This window comes from Gilliamella sp. ESL0232 (genome assembly GCF_013346885.1).
Taxonomy (GTDB): Bacteria; Pseudomonadota; Gammaproteobacteria; order Enterobacterales; family Orbaceae; genus Gilliamella; species Gilliamella bombi.
This window is the reverse complement of record NZ_JAAEDW010000005.1, coordinates 146,563-164,852: the sequence shown is the minus strand read 5'-3', so window position 1 is coordinate 164,852 and position 18,290 is coordinate 146,563. Positions and strand designations below refer to the sequence as shown.

General features: G+C 34.4%; 14 protein-coding genes. 4 read left to right on the top strand and 10 right to left on the bottom strand.

Annotated features, from left to right (window positions below; all coding sequences use genetic code 11):
* Positions 1-14 precede the first annotated feature (14 nt).
* The 4 genes from nrdD to trxA all read right to left on the bottom strand — a co-directional run bounded on the left by nrdD (position 15) and on the right by trxA (position 6,034).
* Complete coding sequence (nrdD, locus tag GYW75_RS07145; protein ID WP_085163892.1) at positions 15-2,150, bottom strand: anaerobic ribonucleoside-triphosphate reductase; 2,136 nt, start codon at positions 2,148-2,150, stop codon at positions 15-17.
* A 343-nt stretch (positions 2,151-2,493) separates the two neighbouring features.
* A complete protein-coding gene (gene gndA, locus GYW75_RS07140) occupies positions 2,494-3,909 on the bottom strand; it encodes an NADP-dependent phosphogluconate dehydrogenase (protein WP_174798877.1) in 1,416 nt (471 codons plus the stop codon).
* Positions 3,910-4,081: 172 nt separating this feature from the next.
* On the bottom strand, positions 4,082-5,344 hold the full coding sequence (gene rho / locus GYW75_RS07135) for a transcription termination factor Rho (RefSeq protein WP_034910472.1): 1,263 nt from the start codon (positions 5,342-5,344) through the stop codon (positions 4,082-4,084).
* A 363-nt stretch (positions 5,345-5,707) separates the two neighbouring features.
* Positions 5,708-6,034: a thioredoxin TrxA gene (trxA, locus tag GYW75_RS07130; RefSeq protein ID WP_085163891.1), complete on the bottom strand. Its 327-nt coding sequence runs from the start codon at positions 6,032-6,034 to the stop codon at positions 5,708-5,710.
* Between the two features lie 150 nt (positions 6,035-6,184).
* On the opposite strand from trxA, the gene rhlB reads away from it, so the two are divergent.
* Positions 6,185-7,414, top strand: a complete 1,230-nt coding sequence (rhlB, locus tag GYW75_RS07125; protein ID WP_065609437.1) for an ATP-dependent RNA helicase RhlB — start codon at positions 6,185-6,187, stop codon at positions 7,412-7,414.
* 153 nt (positions 7,415-7,567) lie between these two features.
* On the opposite strand, the gene GYW75_RS07120 is transcribed toward rhlB, so the two are convergent.
* Positions 7,568-8,194, bottom strand: a complete 627-nt coding sequence (locus tag GYW75_RS07120; protein ID WP_174798876.1) for a TfoX/Sxy family DNA transformation protein — start codon at positions 8,192-8,194, stop codon at positions 7,568-7,570.
* 326 nt (positions 8,195-8,520) lie between these two features.
* Here GYW75_RS07120 and GYW75_RS07115 point away from each other — a divergent pair, with 326 nt between their 5' ends.
* Complete coding sequence (locus tag GYW75_RS07115; protein ID WP_051634156.1) at positions 8,521-9,144, top strand: hypothetical protein; 624 nt, start codon at positions 8,521-8,523, stop codon at positions 9,142-9,144.
* 6 nt (positions 9,145-9,150) lie between these two features.
* Here the strand turns inward: GYW75_RS07115 and glnB are convergent, their stop codons facing one another.
* The gene (glnB, locus tag GYW75_RS07110) at positions 9,151-9,489 is read right to left on the bottom strand and encodes a nitrogen regulatory protein P-II (protein WP_034910467.1); all 339 of its coding nucleotides are present in this window, start codon (positions 9,487-9,489) and stop codon (positions 9,151-9,153) included.
* Positions 9,490-9,513: 24 nt separating this feature from the next.
* Positions 9,514-11,118, bottom strand: a complete 1,605-nt coding sequence (locus GYW75_RS07105) for an NAD+ synthase (protein WP_174798875.1) — start codon at positions 11,116-11,118, stop codon at positions 9,514-9,516.
* Between the two features lie 120 nt (positions 11,119-11,238).
* Here GYW75_RS07105 and aroB point away from each other — a divergent pair, with 120 nt between their 5' ends.
* Together aroB and GYW75_RS07095 are read left to right on the top strand one after the other, a co-directional pair.
* Positions 11,239-12,318 carry a 3-dehydroquinate synthase gene (gene aroB / locus GYW75_RS07100; protein WP_034910466.1) on the top strand — a complete coding sequence of 360 codons (1,080 nt, stop codon included), beginning with the start codon at positions 11,239-11,241 and terminating at the stop codon, positions 12,316-12,318.
* A 21-nt stretch (positions 12,319-12,339) separates the two neighbouring features.
* Positions 12,340-12,576, top strand: a complete 237-nt coding sequence (locus tag GYW75_RS07095; protein WP_174798874.1) for a hypothetical protein — start codon at positions 12,340-12,342, stop codon at positions 12,574-12,576.
* A 549-nt stretch (positions 12,577-13,125) separates the two neighbouring features.
* On the opposite strand, the gene GYW75_RS07090 is transcribed toward GYW75_RS07095, so the two are convergent.
* The 3 genes from GYW75_RS07090 to dnaE form a co-directional block, all read right to left on the bottom strand.
* Positions 13,126-13,494 carry a diacylglycerol kinase gene (locus GYW75_RS07090; RefSeq protein ID WP_034910464.1) on the bottom strand — a complete coding sequence of 123 codons (369 nt, stop codon included), beginning with the start codon at positions 13,492-13,494 and terminating at the stop codon, positions 13,126-13,128.
* Positions 13,495-13,515: 21 nt separating this feature from the next.
* On the bottom strand, positions 13,516-14,475 hold the full coding sequence (gene accA / locus GYW75_RS07085; protein WP_174798873.1) for an acetyl-CoA carboxylase carboxyl transferase subunit alpha: 960 nt from the start codon (positions 14,473-14,475) through the stop codon (positions 13,516-13,518).
* A gap of 244 nt (positions 14,476-14,719) precedes the next feature.
* Positions 14,720-18,199: a DNA polymerase III subunit alpha gene (gene dnaE / locus GYW75_RS07080; protein ID WP_174798872.1), complete on the bottom strand. Its 3,480-nt coding sequence runs from the start codon at positions 18,197-18,199 to the stop codon at positions 14,720-14,722.
* Between the last annotated feature and the right edge of the window lie 91 nt (positions 18,200-18,290).

The following is an 18,290-nucleotide window of genomic DNA, read 5'->3' as shown; positions in this document are numbered from 1 at the left end:
ATATTTATTGATTATTAACCAATTTGACCATTATTTAAATGTTTAACTCGACGTTTTACTTCTTCTTGTTTACCTGCATTGAATGGGCGGGCATCAGGACTACCTAAATATCCACAAACACGACGAGTAACCGATACTTTTGAAGAATCATGATTACCACAACTTGGGCAAACAAAGCCTTTGCTGGTACAAGAAAATTCACCGGTATAACCACATTCATAACATTCATCTATTGGCGTATTAGTCCCATAATAAGGAACTCGTGAATAACTATAATCCCAAACATCTTCTAATGCTTTGATATTGTTAATCATATTTGGATATTCGCCATAACAGATGAAACCACCATTAGCAACTTGAGGATAAGGTTTTTCAAATTCGATTTTTTCGTACGGATTAACCTTTTTCTCAACATCAAGATGGAAACTGTTAGTGTAATAACCTTTATCAGTAACACCTGGAATTACACCAAATTCAGCCGTATCAAGTCGGCAAAATCGATCACATAAATTTTCGCTTGGTGTGCTATATAAACTAAACCCATAACCGGTTTCGTTCTTCCATTGATCCACCGCATTACGTAAACGCTCAACAATTGCCACACCTTTTTCGCGTAATTTATCACTATCAAATGGATGCGTTTGATTTCCGTAAAGTGCATTTAATGTTTCATGAAGACCAATATAACCTAAAGAAATTGAAGCTCGCCCATTTTTGAAAATTTCAGAAACATTGTCATCTTCGTTAAGCCTTACACCACAAGCACCTTCCATATATAAAATTGGTGCCACTCTTGCTTTTACGCCATCAAGTCTAGCAATACGCGTCATTAATGCTTTTTTACATAGTTCTAAACGTTTATCTAAAATTTCCCAAAATCGAGCTTCATCACCTTTAGCTTCAATAGCTATACGAGGCAAATTTAGACTAATTACACCTAAATTATTGCGCCCATCATGAATTAACTGGCCGTTTTCTTCATAAACGCCCAAGAAACTTCGACAACCCATTGGCGTTTTAAATGAACCCGTCACTTCAACAACTTTATCGTAATTTAAAATATCTGGGTACATCCGTTTACTTGCACACTCAAGTGCAAGTTTCTTAATATCATAATTAATATCGCCCTGTTTATGGTTAATACCATCTTTAATGGCAAAAACAAGTTTTGGAAAAACTGCTGTTTTATGATTTTTACCTAATCCTTTGATACGAACTTTTAAAATAGACTCTTGAATTAAGCGTGATTCCCAACTAGTTCCTAAACCAAAACCAAAAGTAACAAACGGAGTTTGTCCATTAGCTGTGTGTAAAGTGTTTACTTCATATTCAAGAGATTGAAATGCATCATAACACTCTTTTTGAGTGCGACTTTCAGCATAAGCTTCTGGATTTGGGATATTCCATTCTTCAGCCACTTGTTTGTGTTTGTTATAACTAATAGTAACAAACTTTGCTAAAACTTCATCGATACGATTAATGGTCGTGCCACCATAAATATGGCTAGCCACTTGCGCTATAATTTGTGCAGTTACCGCAGTTGCTGTAGCAATTGATTTTGGAGGCTCAATCTCAGCATTACCCATTTTAAAACCATTTGTTAACATACCATCTAAGTCAATTAACATACAGTTAAACATAGGGAAAAATGGCGCATAATCTAAATCATGATAATGAATTTCACCACAATCATGAGCACGAGAAATATCTTTAGGTAATAAATACTGCTTTGCATAATGCCTTGCTACAATACCCGCAAGTAAATCACGTTGAGTTGGAATAACCTTGCTATCTTTGTTAGCATTTTCATTTAAAATGGCGACATTACTTTGCTCAATTAACCCTCGAATATCTTGATTTAGACGGCTACGTTCTTCTCGAGCACGATCACGATCATGACGATACTCAATATAAGTTCTCGCTAATTTTTTATAAGGGCCTGACATTAACTGATTTTCAACTGCATTTTGAATTTCGTTGATATCAACACTTTCACGTTCGCTCATTTGATTAGTAACAACACGAGCAACCGTTTCGCAATAATCAGGATCATGAACATTCGTCGCCACAGCTGCTTTGACAATTGCATCTTTAATTCGAGTCTCATTAAATGCAGTTTGACAACCATCTCGTTTTATTACTACAGGCATATATACTCCTCAATATCCATCAATAACTCGCGTTAGTCACAGGTGTTATACCAACATTAATATTCGTTGTTATTATTCATTTTTTATCAAATCATTAGTTTTTTGATATAATCCCGAGGCTTTCTACCGCTTAAATAACACTATATATAGTAAATAATATTCAATTATACACAATATATAGTGTTTTTCTAGGCTTTTTAATAAATGAAATCACTTGACAAATTTAAAATCAATAATGACAAGGAGTTATGAAATATTGAGATACAAAAGGGGAAAAAGCTATACAAAAGTGCAAACTTACTTGCACTCTTGTATAGCAAAATAAGATTATAAATTGAAAATATTAAGATTCAATATTTAACCAATCGGTATGGAACACACCTTCTTTATCAATACGCTCATAGGTATGAGCACCAAAATAATCTCTCTGAGCTTGAATCAAATTAGCTGGTAATACCGCTGATCGATAACTATCATAATAAGCAATCGCTGCTGAAAGTGTTGGAACAGCAATACCTTGTTGTACCGCTAAAGATACCACATCACGTAATGATTGTTGGTAAGCCTCAACTGTTTGATTAAAATAAGGCGCTAACAATAAATTATCAATCTCATTATTATCGGCATAAGCATCAGTAATTTTTTGAAGAAACTGTGCACGAATAATACACCCTGCTCTAAAAATCTTAGCTATTTCACCATAATTTAAATTCCATTGATATGTATGAGAAGCAGCTTTTAGCTGTGCAAAACCTTGTGCATAAGAAATAATTTTACCCATATACAGTGCTTTACGGACTTTTTCTATGAGCTCCTGCTTATCACCACTATAAGGCGCTTTTTGAGGACCTTTTAACACTTTTGCCGCCGCAACTCGCTGATCTTTAATTGCTGATAGATAACGAGCAAATACAGACTCAGTGATTAAAGATAAAGGCTCACCCAAATCTAAAGCACTTTGGCTGGTCCATTTACCTGTACCTTTATTGCCTGCCGCATCTAAAATCACATCAATTAAATAATTACCATCTTCGTCTTTATGCTTAAAGATATCAGCGGTAATTTCGATTAAATAACTGTCTAACTCGCCTTTATTCCAATCTGTAAACACCTCAGCAAGTTCATCATTAGTTAAACCAACAGCATGTTTTAATACCGAATAGCTTTCAGCTATCAGTTGCATATCGCCATACTCAATGCCATTATGTGCCATTTTTACATAATGACCTGCACCATTTGGACCTATATAAGCAACACAAGGTTCACCATTAGCTTTAGCCGCTATTTTCTCTAATATAGGAGCAACTAGTTCATAAGCCTCTTTTTGCCCACCAGGCATAATTGATGGACCTTTTAGCGCTCCCTCTTCGCCACCTGAAACACCAGTACCAATAAAGTTAAATCCTTCTGCTAACAATGTTTTGTTTCGACGAATTGTATCTTCAAAATAGGCATTCCCACCATCGATAATAATATCACCTTTATCTAAAAGTGGACGCAACTCATCAATTACTGCATCAGTACCTTTACCTGCTTGCACCATAATCAGGATACGGCGTGGTTTTTCTAAAGAATTGACAAAATCTTCAATTGTATAATAAGGAACCAATTTCTTATCAGAATGTTCAGCCATGACTTGTTCTGTTTTATCTTTAGAGCGATTATAAATAGCAACAGAAAATCCTCGACTTTCAATATTGAGCGCAAGATTTCGCCCCATAACTGCCATTCCAATAACACCGATTTGTTGTTTTGACATGATTTGGCTCCTTTATTAAACCTCTATAACCTTAACCATAAGGTTTTAACAACACCTAAAACTTAATTAAGTTTTATAAATTACGCTATATTTTGCCATAAAAAAAGCCGTATCAGAATACAATACGGCTCTTTTTCGTGACTTTAATGATATTTACTATCAACTGAATAAATCATGAACGTTTCATCATTTCGAAAAACTCATCATTAGTTTTAGTCATGGCAAGTTTATCGATCAAGAACTCCATTGCATCAGTCTCACCCATTGGGTTAAGAATTTTGCGTAAAATCCACATTTTTTGTAGTTCATCAGGCGAAGTCATTAGATCTTCTTTACGTGTACCAGAACGATTAAAGTCAATAGCAGGAAACACACGACGTTCAGCAATTTTACGCGATAAATGGACTTCCATATTACCGGTACCTTTAAACTCTTCATAGATAACTTCATCCATTTTAGAGCCAGTATCAATCAATGCTGTTGCAATAATTGTTAAACTACCACCTTCTTCCACATTACGTGCTGCACCAAAAAAACGTTTCGGACGATGTAATGCATTCGCATCCACACCACCAGTCAACACTTTACCTGATGAAGGAACAACTGTATTGTATGCACGAGCCAAACGGGTGATCGAATCTAATAAAATAATCACATCTTTTTTATGTTCAACCAAACGTTTTGCGCGTTCAATAACCATTTCAGCAACTTGAACATGTCTTGCTGCTGGTTCATCGAATGTCGATGCAACAACTTCACCTTTAACTAGACGCTGCATTTCGGTCACTTCTTCGGGACGCTCATCAATCATTAATACAACTAACTCGCATTCAGGATGATTAACCGCTAAGCTTTGTGCAATATTTTGTAAAAGCATTGTTTTACCTGCTTTTGGTGGTGCAACAATCAAGCCACGTTGACCTTTACCAATTGGTGATGCTAAATCAAGAACTCTTGCGGTGATATCTTCGGTAGAACCGTTACCTCGTTCCATTCGTAAACGAGAATTTGGATGAAGTGGAGTTAAGTTTTCGAAAAGAATTTTATTGCGGGCATCTTCTGGTTTATCGTGATTTACTTCATTTACTTTTAACAAAGCAAAATATCGTTCACCTTCTTTTGGCGGACGGATTTTACCTGCAATGGTATCACCAGTCCTTAAATTAAATCGTCGAATCTGACTTGGTGATACATAAATATCATCAGGACCAGCTAAATAAGAGCTATCAGCTGAACGCAAAAAGCCAAATCCATCTTGCAAAATTTCCAGTACGCCATCACCAAAAATATCTTCACCACTTTTGGCATGTTGTTTTAAGATTGCAAAAATAATGTCTTGTTTTCTAAGTCGGGCAAGATTTTCAAGCCCCATCTTTTTTTCTCCAAGCGCTACAAGCTCGGAAACAGAAGTGTTTTTTAATTCAGTTAAATTCATAATGTTAAAAATTCTTGAGGATAAAATTGATATGTTTGCAATTTAATATTATTTTTGTATATTTGTTTAATTCGCTTATAAAAAAGCTCTCTTACAACACTTAAATTCAATCGATTGCTAAGCTTTTGATGATAATTGAACATTTGAATATAGAATTTCACCACTTTACCAATAAAAACAATGAATTACAGAAAGGGATACATGTAAGAGAAGCACAGATTACACTAAAATCATTAATTTGTCTACAATTAATTGAATATAACTATTATAAATTAATAAATCTAGTAAAATTAAAGACACAAAAAAAGAGTAATGCAAAATTCATTACTCTATTAACCATATTATAAAAACATAAAGTAACTATTACAATTGAGGATTAATAAAATCTCTAAGTTGAGCTTTAGATAAAGCTCCTACTTGAGTGGCAGCTACTTGTCCGTTTTTGAAAATCAATAAAGTAGGAATACCTCGAATACCAAATTTAGGTGCTATATTGGGATTTTCTTCAATATTCAATTTGGCAATAACTATCTTATCGCTATATTCTTGAGCTATTTCTTCCAAAATCGGAGCAACCATTTTACAAGGCTTACACCATGAAGCCCAAAAATCAACGAGTACTGGTTTCGATGATTCATTAACTACTTTATCAAAAGTTGCTTCTGATAACTGAACGATATTATCACTCATTTTTGTCTCCTACATTTTTACTTTTTACAATAATAGAATACTTTGAATTTCTCTACTAGCAATTAGTATAATAGGATATAATTATTAGTGATGTCACTATATTTAGTGTGTTATAATCTGACAATTCTGATAATTATATTCACAACAATAATGATTCAATCATATCTTACCAAAACAACTTTTAGCCAATTTCCTCTTCATCCTTCAGTGTTAAAAGCACTTGAAAAAAAAGGATTTGTTTATTGCACACCAATTCAAGAAAAGACATTACCGCTAACCACTAACGGAATGGATATTGCAGGGCAAGGACAAACAGGAACAGGCAAAACCATGGCGTTTTTAGCATCAACATTTAATCACTTGTTGAATCATGAGCCTTTACCTGATCACAAAATAAATCAACCAAGGGCAATAATTATTGCCCCTACACGCGAATTAGTTGTACAAATATACCATGACGCTGAACGGCTATCTGAAGAAACAGGATTAAAATTAGGATTAGCTTTTGGTGGTGATGGCTATGATAAACAATTAAAAATGCTTTCCACAGGGGTCGATATTTTAATTGCCACAACAGGACGATTGATTGATTATGCAAAGCAAAATTATATTAATTTAGACGCAATTCAAGTTGTCGTATTAGACGAAGCCGATCGCATGTTTGATTTAGGATTTATCCGTGACATACGTTGGGTTTTCAAACATATGACACCACCACAAAAAAGATTAACCATGTTGTTTTCTGCAACATTAACACACAACGTGCGTGAATTAGCCTTTGAGCATATGAATAATCCTCAGTATATTGAAGTTGAACCAGAACAAAAAATTGGGCATCGCATTAAAGAAGAACTATTTTTCCCATCTAACGAAGATAAATTAGCACTTTTACAAACACTAATTGAGGAAGAATGGCCTGATCGTTGCATTGTGTTTGCTAATACCAAAGTAACTTGCGAAAAGATTTGGCGGCACCTTATCGCTGATGGTCATCGTGTTGGATTATTAACTGGTGATATTGCTCAGAAAAAACGTTTATCAATTTTAGAACAATTTACCCAAGGTCATCTTGATATTTTAGTTGCTACCGATGTCGCAGCCAGAGGATTACATATACCTAATGTTACTCACGTTTTTAATTATGATCTGCCCGATGATTGTGATGATTATCGTCATCGAATTGGAAGAACAGGGCGTGCAGGAGCTGGAGGTTACTCAATTTCATTAGCCTGTGAACGTTATTCGCAAAATTTACCTGCTATTGAAAAAGCAATTGATCATGCTATTCCTGTTAGCCAATATGATCCTTCTGCGCTACTGGTTGATTTGCCTCATCCAAAACCATTTAGACGTCCACCACGTAGAAAACCATCAAATTGACTAAACTAAATAGTAGATAGAAAACATAAATAATATCAACCATAAAAAATTATCTAAAAATGTAATTATACTTCATCGTAAAGCATTTTTAGATAACTGTTATTATTATGGTGATATTATTATAAGTACTTTGATCAACATAGCCAGTCAAAATTATTCTTTATATGAGTCATTATCCATCTGGTTTAAAAAACATTGATATTCAAGTTCAATTTCTTTTTTAGTCTCCTTGGACAAAGTTGCAACATGAAAACGATGTAAAGAACTATATAAAACAAACAATATATTAATGGAAATGGTTTCTTTTTTTTGTTTTATTTTATAATATGCATTCAAATAACCTACCTTTTGAAAGGTATCAACATCTTTAATTCCAACACTACACAATAACCTTTCTAACGACAAAGTCATATTTGGCAACTCTTTTATCCGTTTTGCTTTGATTTCGTTTTTTTCATATTGCTCTTTTTTAGTATACTTTATCACCATCTGTACCATAGAAAACAGTTTTTCATGATCCTTAAAAAGTTCATTACCTACCTTATAATAATCAAGCAATTTAGTAGACATGCCTGTCGTTATACTTAATGGCTGCATACCCAAATTAATAAAAAGTGAACGATAATCTGGATGCCCTCTTAAATAAAAGCTTTTTTGGGTAACCCAACCAAACATTATATCTTTACTATTAACACTAAATCCTCCAAAAAACGTTTTAATTGAAATATCTTCAACGTCAGAAAGCTCTGTTAAAATTCGATTTGCAAATGTTGAGCACATAATTAATTTCCATCTAAACTTTATTGAGTAACTGAAGTAACTTAATAGTTAATCTAAATTATAGTTATTTTATATTCAAACTATTTCTAAATTAATACATAAATATGCGATCTGCATTCCATATATAAATATAAAATACATTATTACTTGATAAATTATATTTTTGTGAAATTAAATTAATTTTTGTAAAGAGTTTTAGCAAAGAAAGACAAAGCTAAATAGTTAGAAAAAAAGAAAATAGCTTTAACATTGTTATTCTGTCGTAATAATTATACAATCACGGGGTCATTAATTTTGGTACCTAAATTTTGCCTAATCGAATCAATATGATAAAAAACATCATTACTCTATTTTTTATATTTTATTCTTTTATCGCATCAGCCGATAAAGTGCCATTGATTGATTCGTTAATGCTTTGCAACTCTGATTTTTTTAAAGAAGTTTATAGCAATAAAAATGAACTAGAAAAATATACTAATATAAAAGTTTTTAATAAAAATCAAGCCAATATTGTTATTGAAAATCGCTCTGATATAACTAAAAACTACGTTTATTTCAAAACTCCTATGACTTATAAAAACCTAACAATCATTGGCTATTATGATAGTGCCATGGATCTTGGCAAAATGGGAAAATATTATTTCTGGGGATTTATAATCGATAATGATATTAATCAAATCAAAGATGCTTTGAATTTTGTAGATTGGAAAAATATGGAAGATAACCTACTGTATATCGCAAATCCAAAGATTCGTAATATTAATGACGATCTCCAGACTTGGCATAAAAATACCGGAACTGTTGTCGGTGTTAAAACCATTCCAGCTCCAGATACCACCGAAAAACTGCTATTACTCGAAAAAAGCCCAAATATGAACCTTCTTATTTGTTCGATTCAAGGTATTGTGACTTCTGAGCTACTCAAACAAGAACGACCTGACATTCAGTAATTTAAACTAAATCGCAGATTCATCCATTTCGCCAGTTCGAATACGAATGACTTGTTCAACGTTATAAACAAAAATTTTGCCATCACCAATTTTACCGGTTTGTGCTGTCTTCATAATAGTCTCAATACACATTTCTAAAATATCATCAGACACAATAAGTTCAATTTTCACCTTCGGCAGAAAATCAACCATATATTCCGCACCGCGATAAAGTTCAGTATGCCCCTTTTGACGACCAAAACCTTTAACTTCAGTAACTGTCATACCTGTAATACCTTGATCAGCAAGTGCCTCTCGAATATCATCTAATTTAAATGGTTTAATAATAGCTTCAATCTTTTTCATATTTAATTTACCTTTAATTCAAGATCACCAATTTTTAAATCCAAAAGCAGAAGTAATAGGATAACGGCGACCTTTGCCAAAGTTACGAGCTGTTATTTTCGGACCGACCGCTGATTGGCGACGTTTATACTCATTTATATCAACCAATTTAATAACACGCCTTACAGTTGCTTCATCATAACCTTGCGCAATAAGTTGTTCAACGGAAAGATCAAGTTCGACATAACCTTTCAAAATTCCATCTAAAATATCATAAGGCGGTAAACTGTCTTCATCTTTTTGATCTGGAGCCAACTCTGCTGATGGAGGGCGAGTAATCACTCTTTCAGGAATAACATAAGAACGAGTATTCCGATATTTTGACAATGCAAAAACCATGGTTTTAGGCACATCTTTCAGAACATCAAACCCACCAGCCATATCGCCATAAAGAGTTGCATAACCTACCGACATTTCACTTTTATTACCCGTTGTCAGCACCAGCCTGCGCCGTTTATTTGATAGTGCCATTAAAACAACACCACGACAACGTGCTTGAAGATTTTCTTCAGTAGTATCTTTTGGCGTACCAACAAACATTGGACTTAACGATGCCATAAACGCATCAAACATTGGCTCAATCGAAATAATATCAAATTCAACCCCTAATATTTCAGCTTCTTCTTTGGCATCAGCAATACTAATATCGGCTGTATAACGAAATGGCATCATCACTGCCTGCACTTTATCTTTTCCTAGCGCATCAACTGCAATAGCAAGGGTTAAAGCTGAATCAATCCCTCCAGACAGTCCTAATACTGCACCTTGAAAGCCATTTTTAGTAACATAATCGCGAGTCGCAAGTACCAATGCATCATAAACTGAAGCTAATTGATCATTTTCATTATTATCAATTATCGCCTGATGATTTACACCATATTCAAAAGAAGAAACTTGCTCTTCAAATGATTTTAGCTGACAAACAATTTCACCAAGCTCATTACAAACAAATGATCCGCCATCAAACACCAGCTCGTCTTGACCACCCACTTGATTAACATAAATGAAAGGTAAACCTGTTCGTTTAACATGCTGTTTAACTAACTCTCGACGATTTTTCTGCTTGTCGCAGTCATAAGGCGAAGCGTTAATAGCCACAACAAAATCAGCCTGAGCCTTATGGATATTATCAACTGGCTCAAATTGCCAAAGATCTTCACAAATTAGTAAACCAATCCTTTTACCTTTAAAATCAACTACGCAAGTTTGATTGTCAGCCGTAAAGTAACGCTTTTCATCAAATACATCATAATTAGGTAATCGCTGTTTATGATAGCGAGCTAACAATTCGCCATCATAAAAAAATGAAAGGGCATTATAAATATTTTGATCTTGCCAATGCGGATGTCCAACAATAACTGCACAGTACCGACTCGCTTGTTGAATCAACGATAATGCTTTTTGGCAACGAGCTTTAAAATCAGAACGAAAAATTAAATCTTCGGGTGGATAACCACACAAAGCAAGTTCTGGAAAAATAATGAGATCATCGGATGAGTGGCTATTTATCAATTCAATAATCTGTTGAGCGTTTCCTTCAATGTCGCCCACACGCCAATTTTTTTGTGCTAAAACAATAGATAAAGACATATAAAATTTAATATCACAAATAGAAATTATTGACAAGTTTAAATGATTCTAAGTTGCACTGCCACTTTTTTATCGCTAACATGCAACAATAAATCCACTTTGACTTGTCTGGAAATTAATATGCAAAAAACATTAAATGTAGCGCTAGCTAAACGCAGTTATCCAATCACAATTGGTGAAAATCTACTAAGTGAATTTCAACATTTTAAACTCCAAGCAGGGCAACGCGTACTCATTGCTACCAATGAAACCATAGCCCCACTTTATTTACAAACACTAATTGATATGCTTGAAAAGCATGGTGTAAAAACCGATTCAGTTGTTGTTCCCGATGGTGAAAAATATAAGACCATGGAAACATGGAATAGCATTTTGACAACGTTACTGGCAAACAATCATACTCGCAGTAGTATACTTATAGCACTAGGTGGAGGTGTGATTGGTGACATTGCAGGATTTGCCGCTTCAGCTTATCAACGTGGAATTAAGTTTATTCAAGTGCCGACAACGCTATTATCACAGGTTGATTCCTCGGTAGGAGGTAAAACAGCGATTAATCACCCACTGGGTAAAAATATGATTGGCGCATTTTATCAACCACAGTCTGTAGTGATTGATCTTAGTTGTTTAAAAACATTACCGCAAAGAGAGCTTTCGGCTGGACTTGCCGAAGTTATAAAATACGGCATTATTTTAGATGCTAAATTTTTTGATTGGCTTGAAGAACACATCAACGATTTACTAAACCTAGATGTTAATGCATTAAGCTACTGTATTTACCATTGCTGTGAACTCAAAGCACAAGTGGTTGCTGCTGACGAAACAGAACAAAACATGCGAGCAATCTTAAATCTTGGTCACACTTATGGGCATGCCATAGAAGCAGAACTAGGCTATGGAAATTGGCTACATGGCGAAGCTGTCAGTGTTGGTATGCTAATGGCTGCACAAACAGCCAAATTACTTGGTAAATTGGATCAAACTGATATTGAACGAATTAAGAACTTATTAATTCGCGCTAAACTACCTGTTAACAGACCAAAAAAAATGTCAATTGAATCTTATCTGCCACATATGTTACGAGACAAAAAAGTATTATCTGGGCAATTAAGGCTTGTTATACCAACTAAAATTGGCCATGCTGAAGTGATAGATGGTATTGATAAAGATATGGTAATTCAGTCTATACAATTAACTTAATCTATAATTGATAACCAATAGTTGCATCATTTACATATAGAAATTAAACGTCTGGTTAAAGGCGGAAAGTCCATTGAAGTTAAATTAAGGCGACAAGCTAAACGCTATAACAAAACCTATCTGGGAGGAAATACTACAATACCAAACGTTTACCTTTACTTAAAAACGAAGCCAAACAAAAGAGGCGAGAGTATTTATTTGTCGGTCAGTATTGATGATTTTTCACAAGAGCTTTATGCAGGCATTTACTCCCAATAAATCCCGATTTAACTAGCACTATTTATACAAACAATGTGTTAACCCTATATCCTTTATCATTGAATGTATTTATTCCAAGAATGGACATGAATATCAAGGCACAGGTGAAGAGCTATTTGTTAAAACGTGTAACAACCATCGTATCCATCAAAAATTCACGAAACTAGCCTGTCCACAAACGAATGGGAAAGCTCAAAAGAGTGATACGATCTTTAATGGAAATGTAGAATAATCAGAAAATATTTAGCCATTAAAAAGATAGAAAACACAATATTAAACGATTTATTAACTATTATAATACAATTAAACCCCATAAAGCGATTTCGAAAAAAACGCCTTATAAGTTTTTAGAGGATTATTTTAACCATAAAGTGTAAATAACCCTGTATTTTCCTACAAAAGCGTTGTTATTTTTATTTTCCAGCGTAATTATAATAATATTTTTATAAATTTTTATTGGAAAACCAATCCTATTCTAGTTTAAGAATAGTTTTTTGCGATTAAACTATTGTCAAAAACTTTCAGGAAAACCTACGTTTAAATCAAAAATCATGATGAAAAATGACAAGAAAATAGATAAATCCACAAAATAATAGTCAATAATAACGACAAAAATACCGCCGCCGAGCCATAATCCTTTGCTCGGCCAGATAAATCATGCCTTTCAGAGCCAATACGATCAACTACACACTCAATTGCACTATTTATTAACTCAGTAATCATCACCACTCCAATTGAACCAAGTAGCAAAATACGCTCATAAATAGAGAAATCAATTAGCATTACAACAATATAAGCCACAACTAATAGAATTAACTCTTGGCGAAATGCAGCTTCATGTTTGATCGCCGATTTTAAGCCTTTTAAAGAATATTTTGTTGCTTTAAGGATACGTAGTAAGCCTGTCGATTTTTTCATTACAATATTCCAAATTTAAAATTACCTTACGTAGCCATAGTTCATCAAGCGTTGATATCTTCTTTCTAGTAATACAGATAAATCCATACTTTCAAGTTCATCAAGATCACTAAGTAACTGTGTTTTGAGTGAATTAGATACAACAGCATAATCACGGTGGGCACCGCCCAGTGGCTCAGCTATAATCGAATCAATAAGATTCAATTTTAGTAATTTATCTGCAGTCATATTCATAGCTTCAGCTGCAACTGGTGCTTTATCAGCACTTTTCCATAAAATCGAAGCACAACCTTCTGGCGATATAACAGAGTAAGTACTATATTGAAGCATATTAACTTTATCGGCAACCCCAATAGCAAGAGCCCCCCCAGAGCCTCCCTCTCCAATTACTGTACAAATAGTAGGTACTTTAAGACGTGACATTTCTCTTAAATTACGAGCAATAGCTTCTGCTTGACCTCGCTCTTCGGCACCAATACCAGGATAAGCACCTGGAGTATCAATAAAAGTAATAATTGGTAATTTAAAACGCTCCGCTAATTGCATTAATCGTAAAGCTTTACGATACCCTTCTGGAGCGGGCATACCAAAGTTCCGATAAATTTTCTGTTTTGTTTCTCGACCTTTTTGATGCCCAATAACCACCACAGATCTTCCATCAATACGAGCTATTCCACCAACAATTGCTTTGTCGTCAGCATAAGCCCTATCACCAGCTAATTCATCAAAATCAGTAAAAATTTCTTTCAGATAATCCAATGTATAAGGACGATTTGGATGTCTTGCTAGTTGCGCAATTTCCCAAGGAGTTAAATTAGCAAATATTTTTTTTGTTAATTCACGACTTTTTTTATGTAATTGCTTAATCTCTTTATCTAAATTAATATCTAATTCAACTTGTTGCGAATCAATATTCTTTAAGGAATTAATTTTTGCTTCTAATTCCGCTATCGGCTTTTCAAATTCCAAAAAATTGTTCATAACGCTTGTAATTGCCTCTTAATTTATTTGGTATTTTAAAAAAATACACATCTAATACAGTATACTGGCTAATTCTTAAAATAAAATTAATCCAATTCTACTATGTAATACTCATTGAAGTCACCTAAATTTATATTATTAGACTTCAACTATTCAAAATGTTATACCACTTACATTTAATTAAAGTAACATTATTTAATAAATTTAATTAATCAACCAGACTACTATTAACAAGTTTATTTTCTTATTCAAACTCAAATTCAATACGATCAATACCAATAAGTGTCTTTAATTCAATAATCAGAGCGTCCTCTGGAATAACCCTCCATGTCGTACCGAATTGAATCCTAACAACCGAATCACTCCGGTGATAATATAAGCTAACAGGCACACTACCATGACGATAAGGTTCTAAAACTTGTTGTAAACGTTGCAATATTGCTTGATTTGCTTCGCTTTCTGTTAATGTAATGGACAGTCCTTTTACATATTTAGTACGGGCATCTTTTAGATCAACAATATCTCGCACTGACATTTTAAAACCACCATTAAAATCATCATTACTAACTTGGCCTGTAACAATTAAGATCTTATCTTTTACGAGTAAATGTCCAAAATTTTCCAAAGATTCTGCAAAAAGCATACCATCAATACGACCTGAACGATCATCTAAAGTAAACAAGCCAATTTTTTTACCTTTTTTAGTAATTCGAGTCCTAGCATCAGTAACAATACCAGCAAAAGTAACTGTTTTTCCCCAGCCTGTCGGAGATGCTTCACTAATTCGCAATCCACCAGTATAACGATTTAATTCTTTTAAATATTGCGTTACAGGATGCCCTGTTAAATAAAGCCCTAAAGCTTCACGTTCTCCATCAAGCAAAACTTGATCGGGTAATTCAGGTACCGCAGCATAAGCATGCTCAACTTGTTCAGGTTCTTCAGCTAAGACTCCAAACATATCTTCTTGACCAATATCTTGAGCTTTTGCATATTGATCCGCTGCCTGCATTGCATCATTAATACTATGCAAAATAGCTGCTCTGTGAGGGCCTAATTTATCAAATGCCCCTGCCATAGTAAGTTTTTCAAGTACACGGCGGTTGATCTTTTTCATATCTGTTCGAGCACAAAGTTCGAATATATTTTTAAAATATCCACCACTATTACGTGCTTCAACAATTGCCTCAATAGGACCTTCACCGACACCCTTTATAGCCCCAATCCCATAAACAATCTCACCTTTATCATTCACATGAAAGTGATAAAGACCACTATTAATATCTGGTGGATTAACCTTTAATCCCATCCGTAAGCATTCATCAACCAAACCGACAATTTTATCAGTATTATCCATATCGGCAGTCATAACTGCAGCCATAAATTCTGCTGGATAATGAGTTTTTAACCATAATGTTTGATAAGAAACAAGCGCATAAGCTGCTGAATGAGATTTATTAAAACCATAACCGGCAAATTTTTCCACTAAATCAAAAATGCGCATGGAAAGCTCACCATCGATACCTTGCTTTTCGGCACCTTCTTTAAAAACAGAGCGTTGCTTTGCCATTTCCTCAGGTTTTTTCTTCCCCATAGCTCGACGTAATAAATCCGCACCACCTAATGTATAACCCGACAAAGTCTGAGCAATTTGCATAACTTGTTCTTGGTACAAAATAATACCGTATGTTGGTTCTAAGATAGGTTTTAATGATTCATGTTGATATTTAATATCAGGATAGGATACTTCTTCTCTGCCATGTTTACGGTCAATAAAGTTGTCTACCATGCCTGATTGTAACGGACCGGGTCTAAATAAAGCAACTAAAGCGATCATATCCTCAAAACAGTCAGGTTTTAATCGCCTTATTAAGTCTTTCATACCTCGAGATTCAAGTTGGAACACAGCTGTTGTTTCGGCTTTCAATAACAAATCAAATGACGCCTGATCATCGAGAGGAATTCGAGTAATATCGATAGGTTTATTTCCTTCTCTTAACTGACGTTCATTAATCATTTTGATTGCCCAATCAATAATGGTTAATGTCCTTAGTCCTAAAAAGTCAAATTTAACAAGGCCTGCATATTCAACATCATTTTTATCAAACTGGGTTACTGGGTGATTTCCTTCTGGATCACAATAAATTGGCGAAAAATCTGTAATCTTAGTTGGTGAAATTACAACGCCCCCAGCATGCTTACCTGCATTTCTAGTTACACCTTCTAATTGACGTGCGATATCAATTAATGATTTAATTTCTTCATTATTATCGTATAACTCCTGAAGTTGAGGCTCAACTTCAAAAGCTTTAACCAATGTCATTCCCGGATCTAAGGGAATTAATTTGGAAATCCGATCAACAAAGCCATAAGGATGTCCAAGTACTCGGCCAACATCCCTGATTACTGCTTTAGCCGCCATAGTTCCAAAAGTAATAATCTGAGAGACTGCATCACGACCATACATATCAGCAACATGATCAATTACTAGATCTCGCTTTTCCATACAAAAGTCGACATCAAAATCAGGCATTGAAACACGTTCAGGATTCAAAAATCGTTCAAAAAGTAAGTCAAACGCCAATGGGTCTAAATCGGTAATTTTTAAAGCATACGCAACTAGTGAACCCGCACCTGAACCACGCCCAGGTCCCACGGGAATATCATTATCTTTCGACCATTGAATAAATTCCATAACAATTAGAAAGTATCCAGGAAAACCCATCTGATTAATAACCGTTAATTCTGTTTCTAAACGCTCATCATATTCAGGTCTTCTTTGTTTTCTAACTTCTGGATCGGGAAATAAAAACTCAAGTCTTTCTTCTAAACCTTCACGCGATTTATGCACCAAAAAATCTTCGGTCGACATATCACCAGTAGGAAATTTAGGTAAAAAATATTCACCTAACCGGATGGTTACATTACAGCGCTTTGCTATTTCAACACTATTTTCAAGCGCTTCTGGTATATCAGAGAATAGTTCACACATTTCCTGTTCAGATCGTAAATATTGCTCTGCTGAGTAATTTTTAGGTCGGGAAGGATCTTCAAGTGTATTCCCATCATGAATAGCAACACGAATTTCATGAGCCTCAAAATCTGAAGCTTTTAAAAAACGAACATCATTAGAAGCAACCACGGGTAATTGATACTGTTCAGCCAATCTTACTGCACTATGAATAAATAGCTCTTCATTGATTCGTTTAGTCCGTACTAGCTCAAAATAAAAATGCTCATTAAAATTTTCAAGGTAAAAATTAATAGCATGCTCAATAATAGTTTGATTATTGCGAACGATACCGATACCAATATCACTTTCTCGTCCAGCTAATACAATTAACCCTTCTCGATGCTCAATTAACCACTCATTATCAACAACAGGCAAATCTCCAATGTATCCTCGCTGATAAGCTTTAGAAATCAATAAAGTAAGATTTTGATATCCCTGATTATTAGCTGCTAACAGAGTTAGATGATAAATATCATCAGGCAATTGAGAACTTCTAATAGCGAGATCTGCACCAATGATAGGTTTAATACCTTTTGACATTGCTGAGCCGTAAAACTTAACCAGTCCACAAAGATTAGTAAAATCAGTGATTGCAAATGCAGGCATCTGCAACTTGCTCATTTCATTTACTAATGCACCTACCTTAGCAATTCCATCAATCATAGAGAAATCACTATGTAAATGAAGATGAATAAATTTTGGTTCTGCCATAATTACCAGAAATGAAGCGATAAAATTAGCTTTGAATTATAACACAAGCAAGAAGAATATTCTTATTCTCTTTACCTACATGAACTTACAA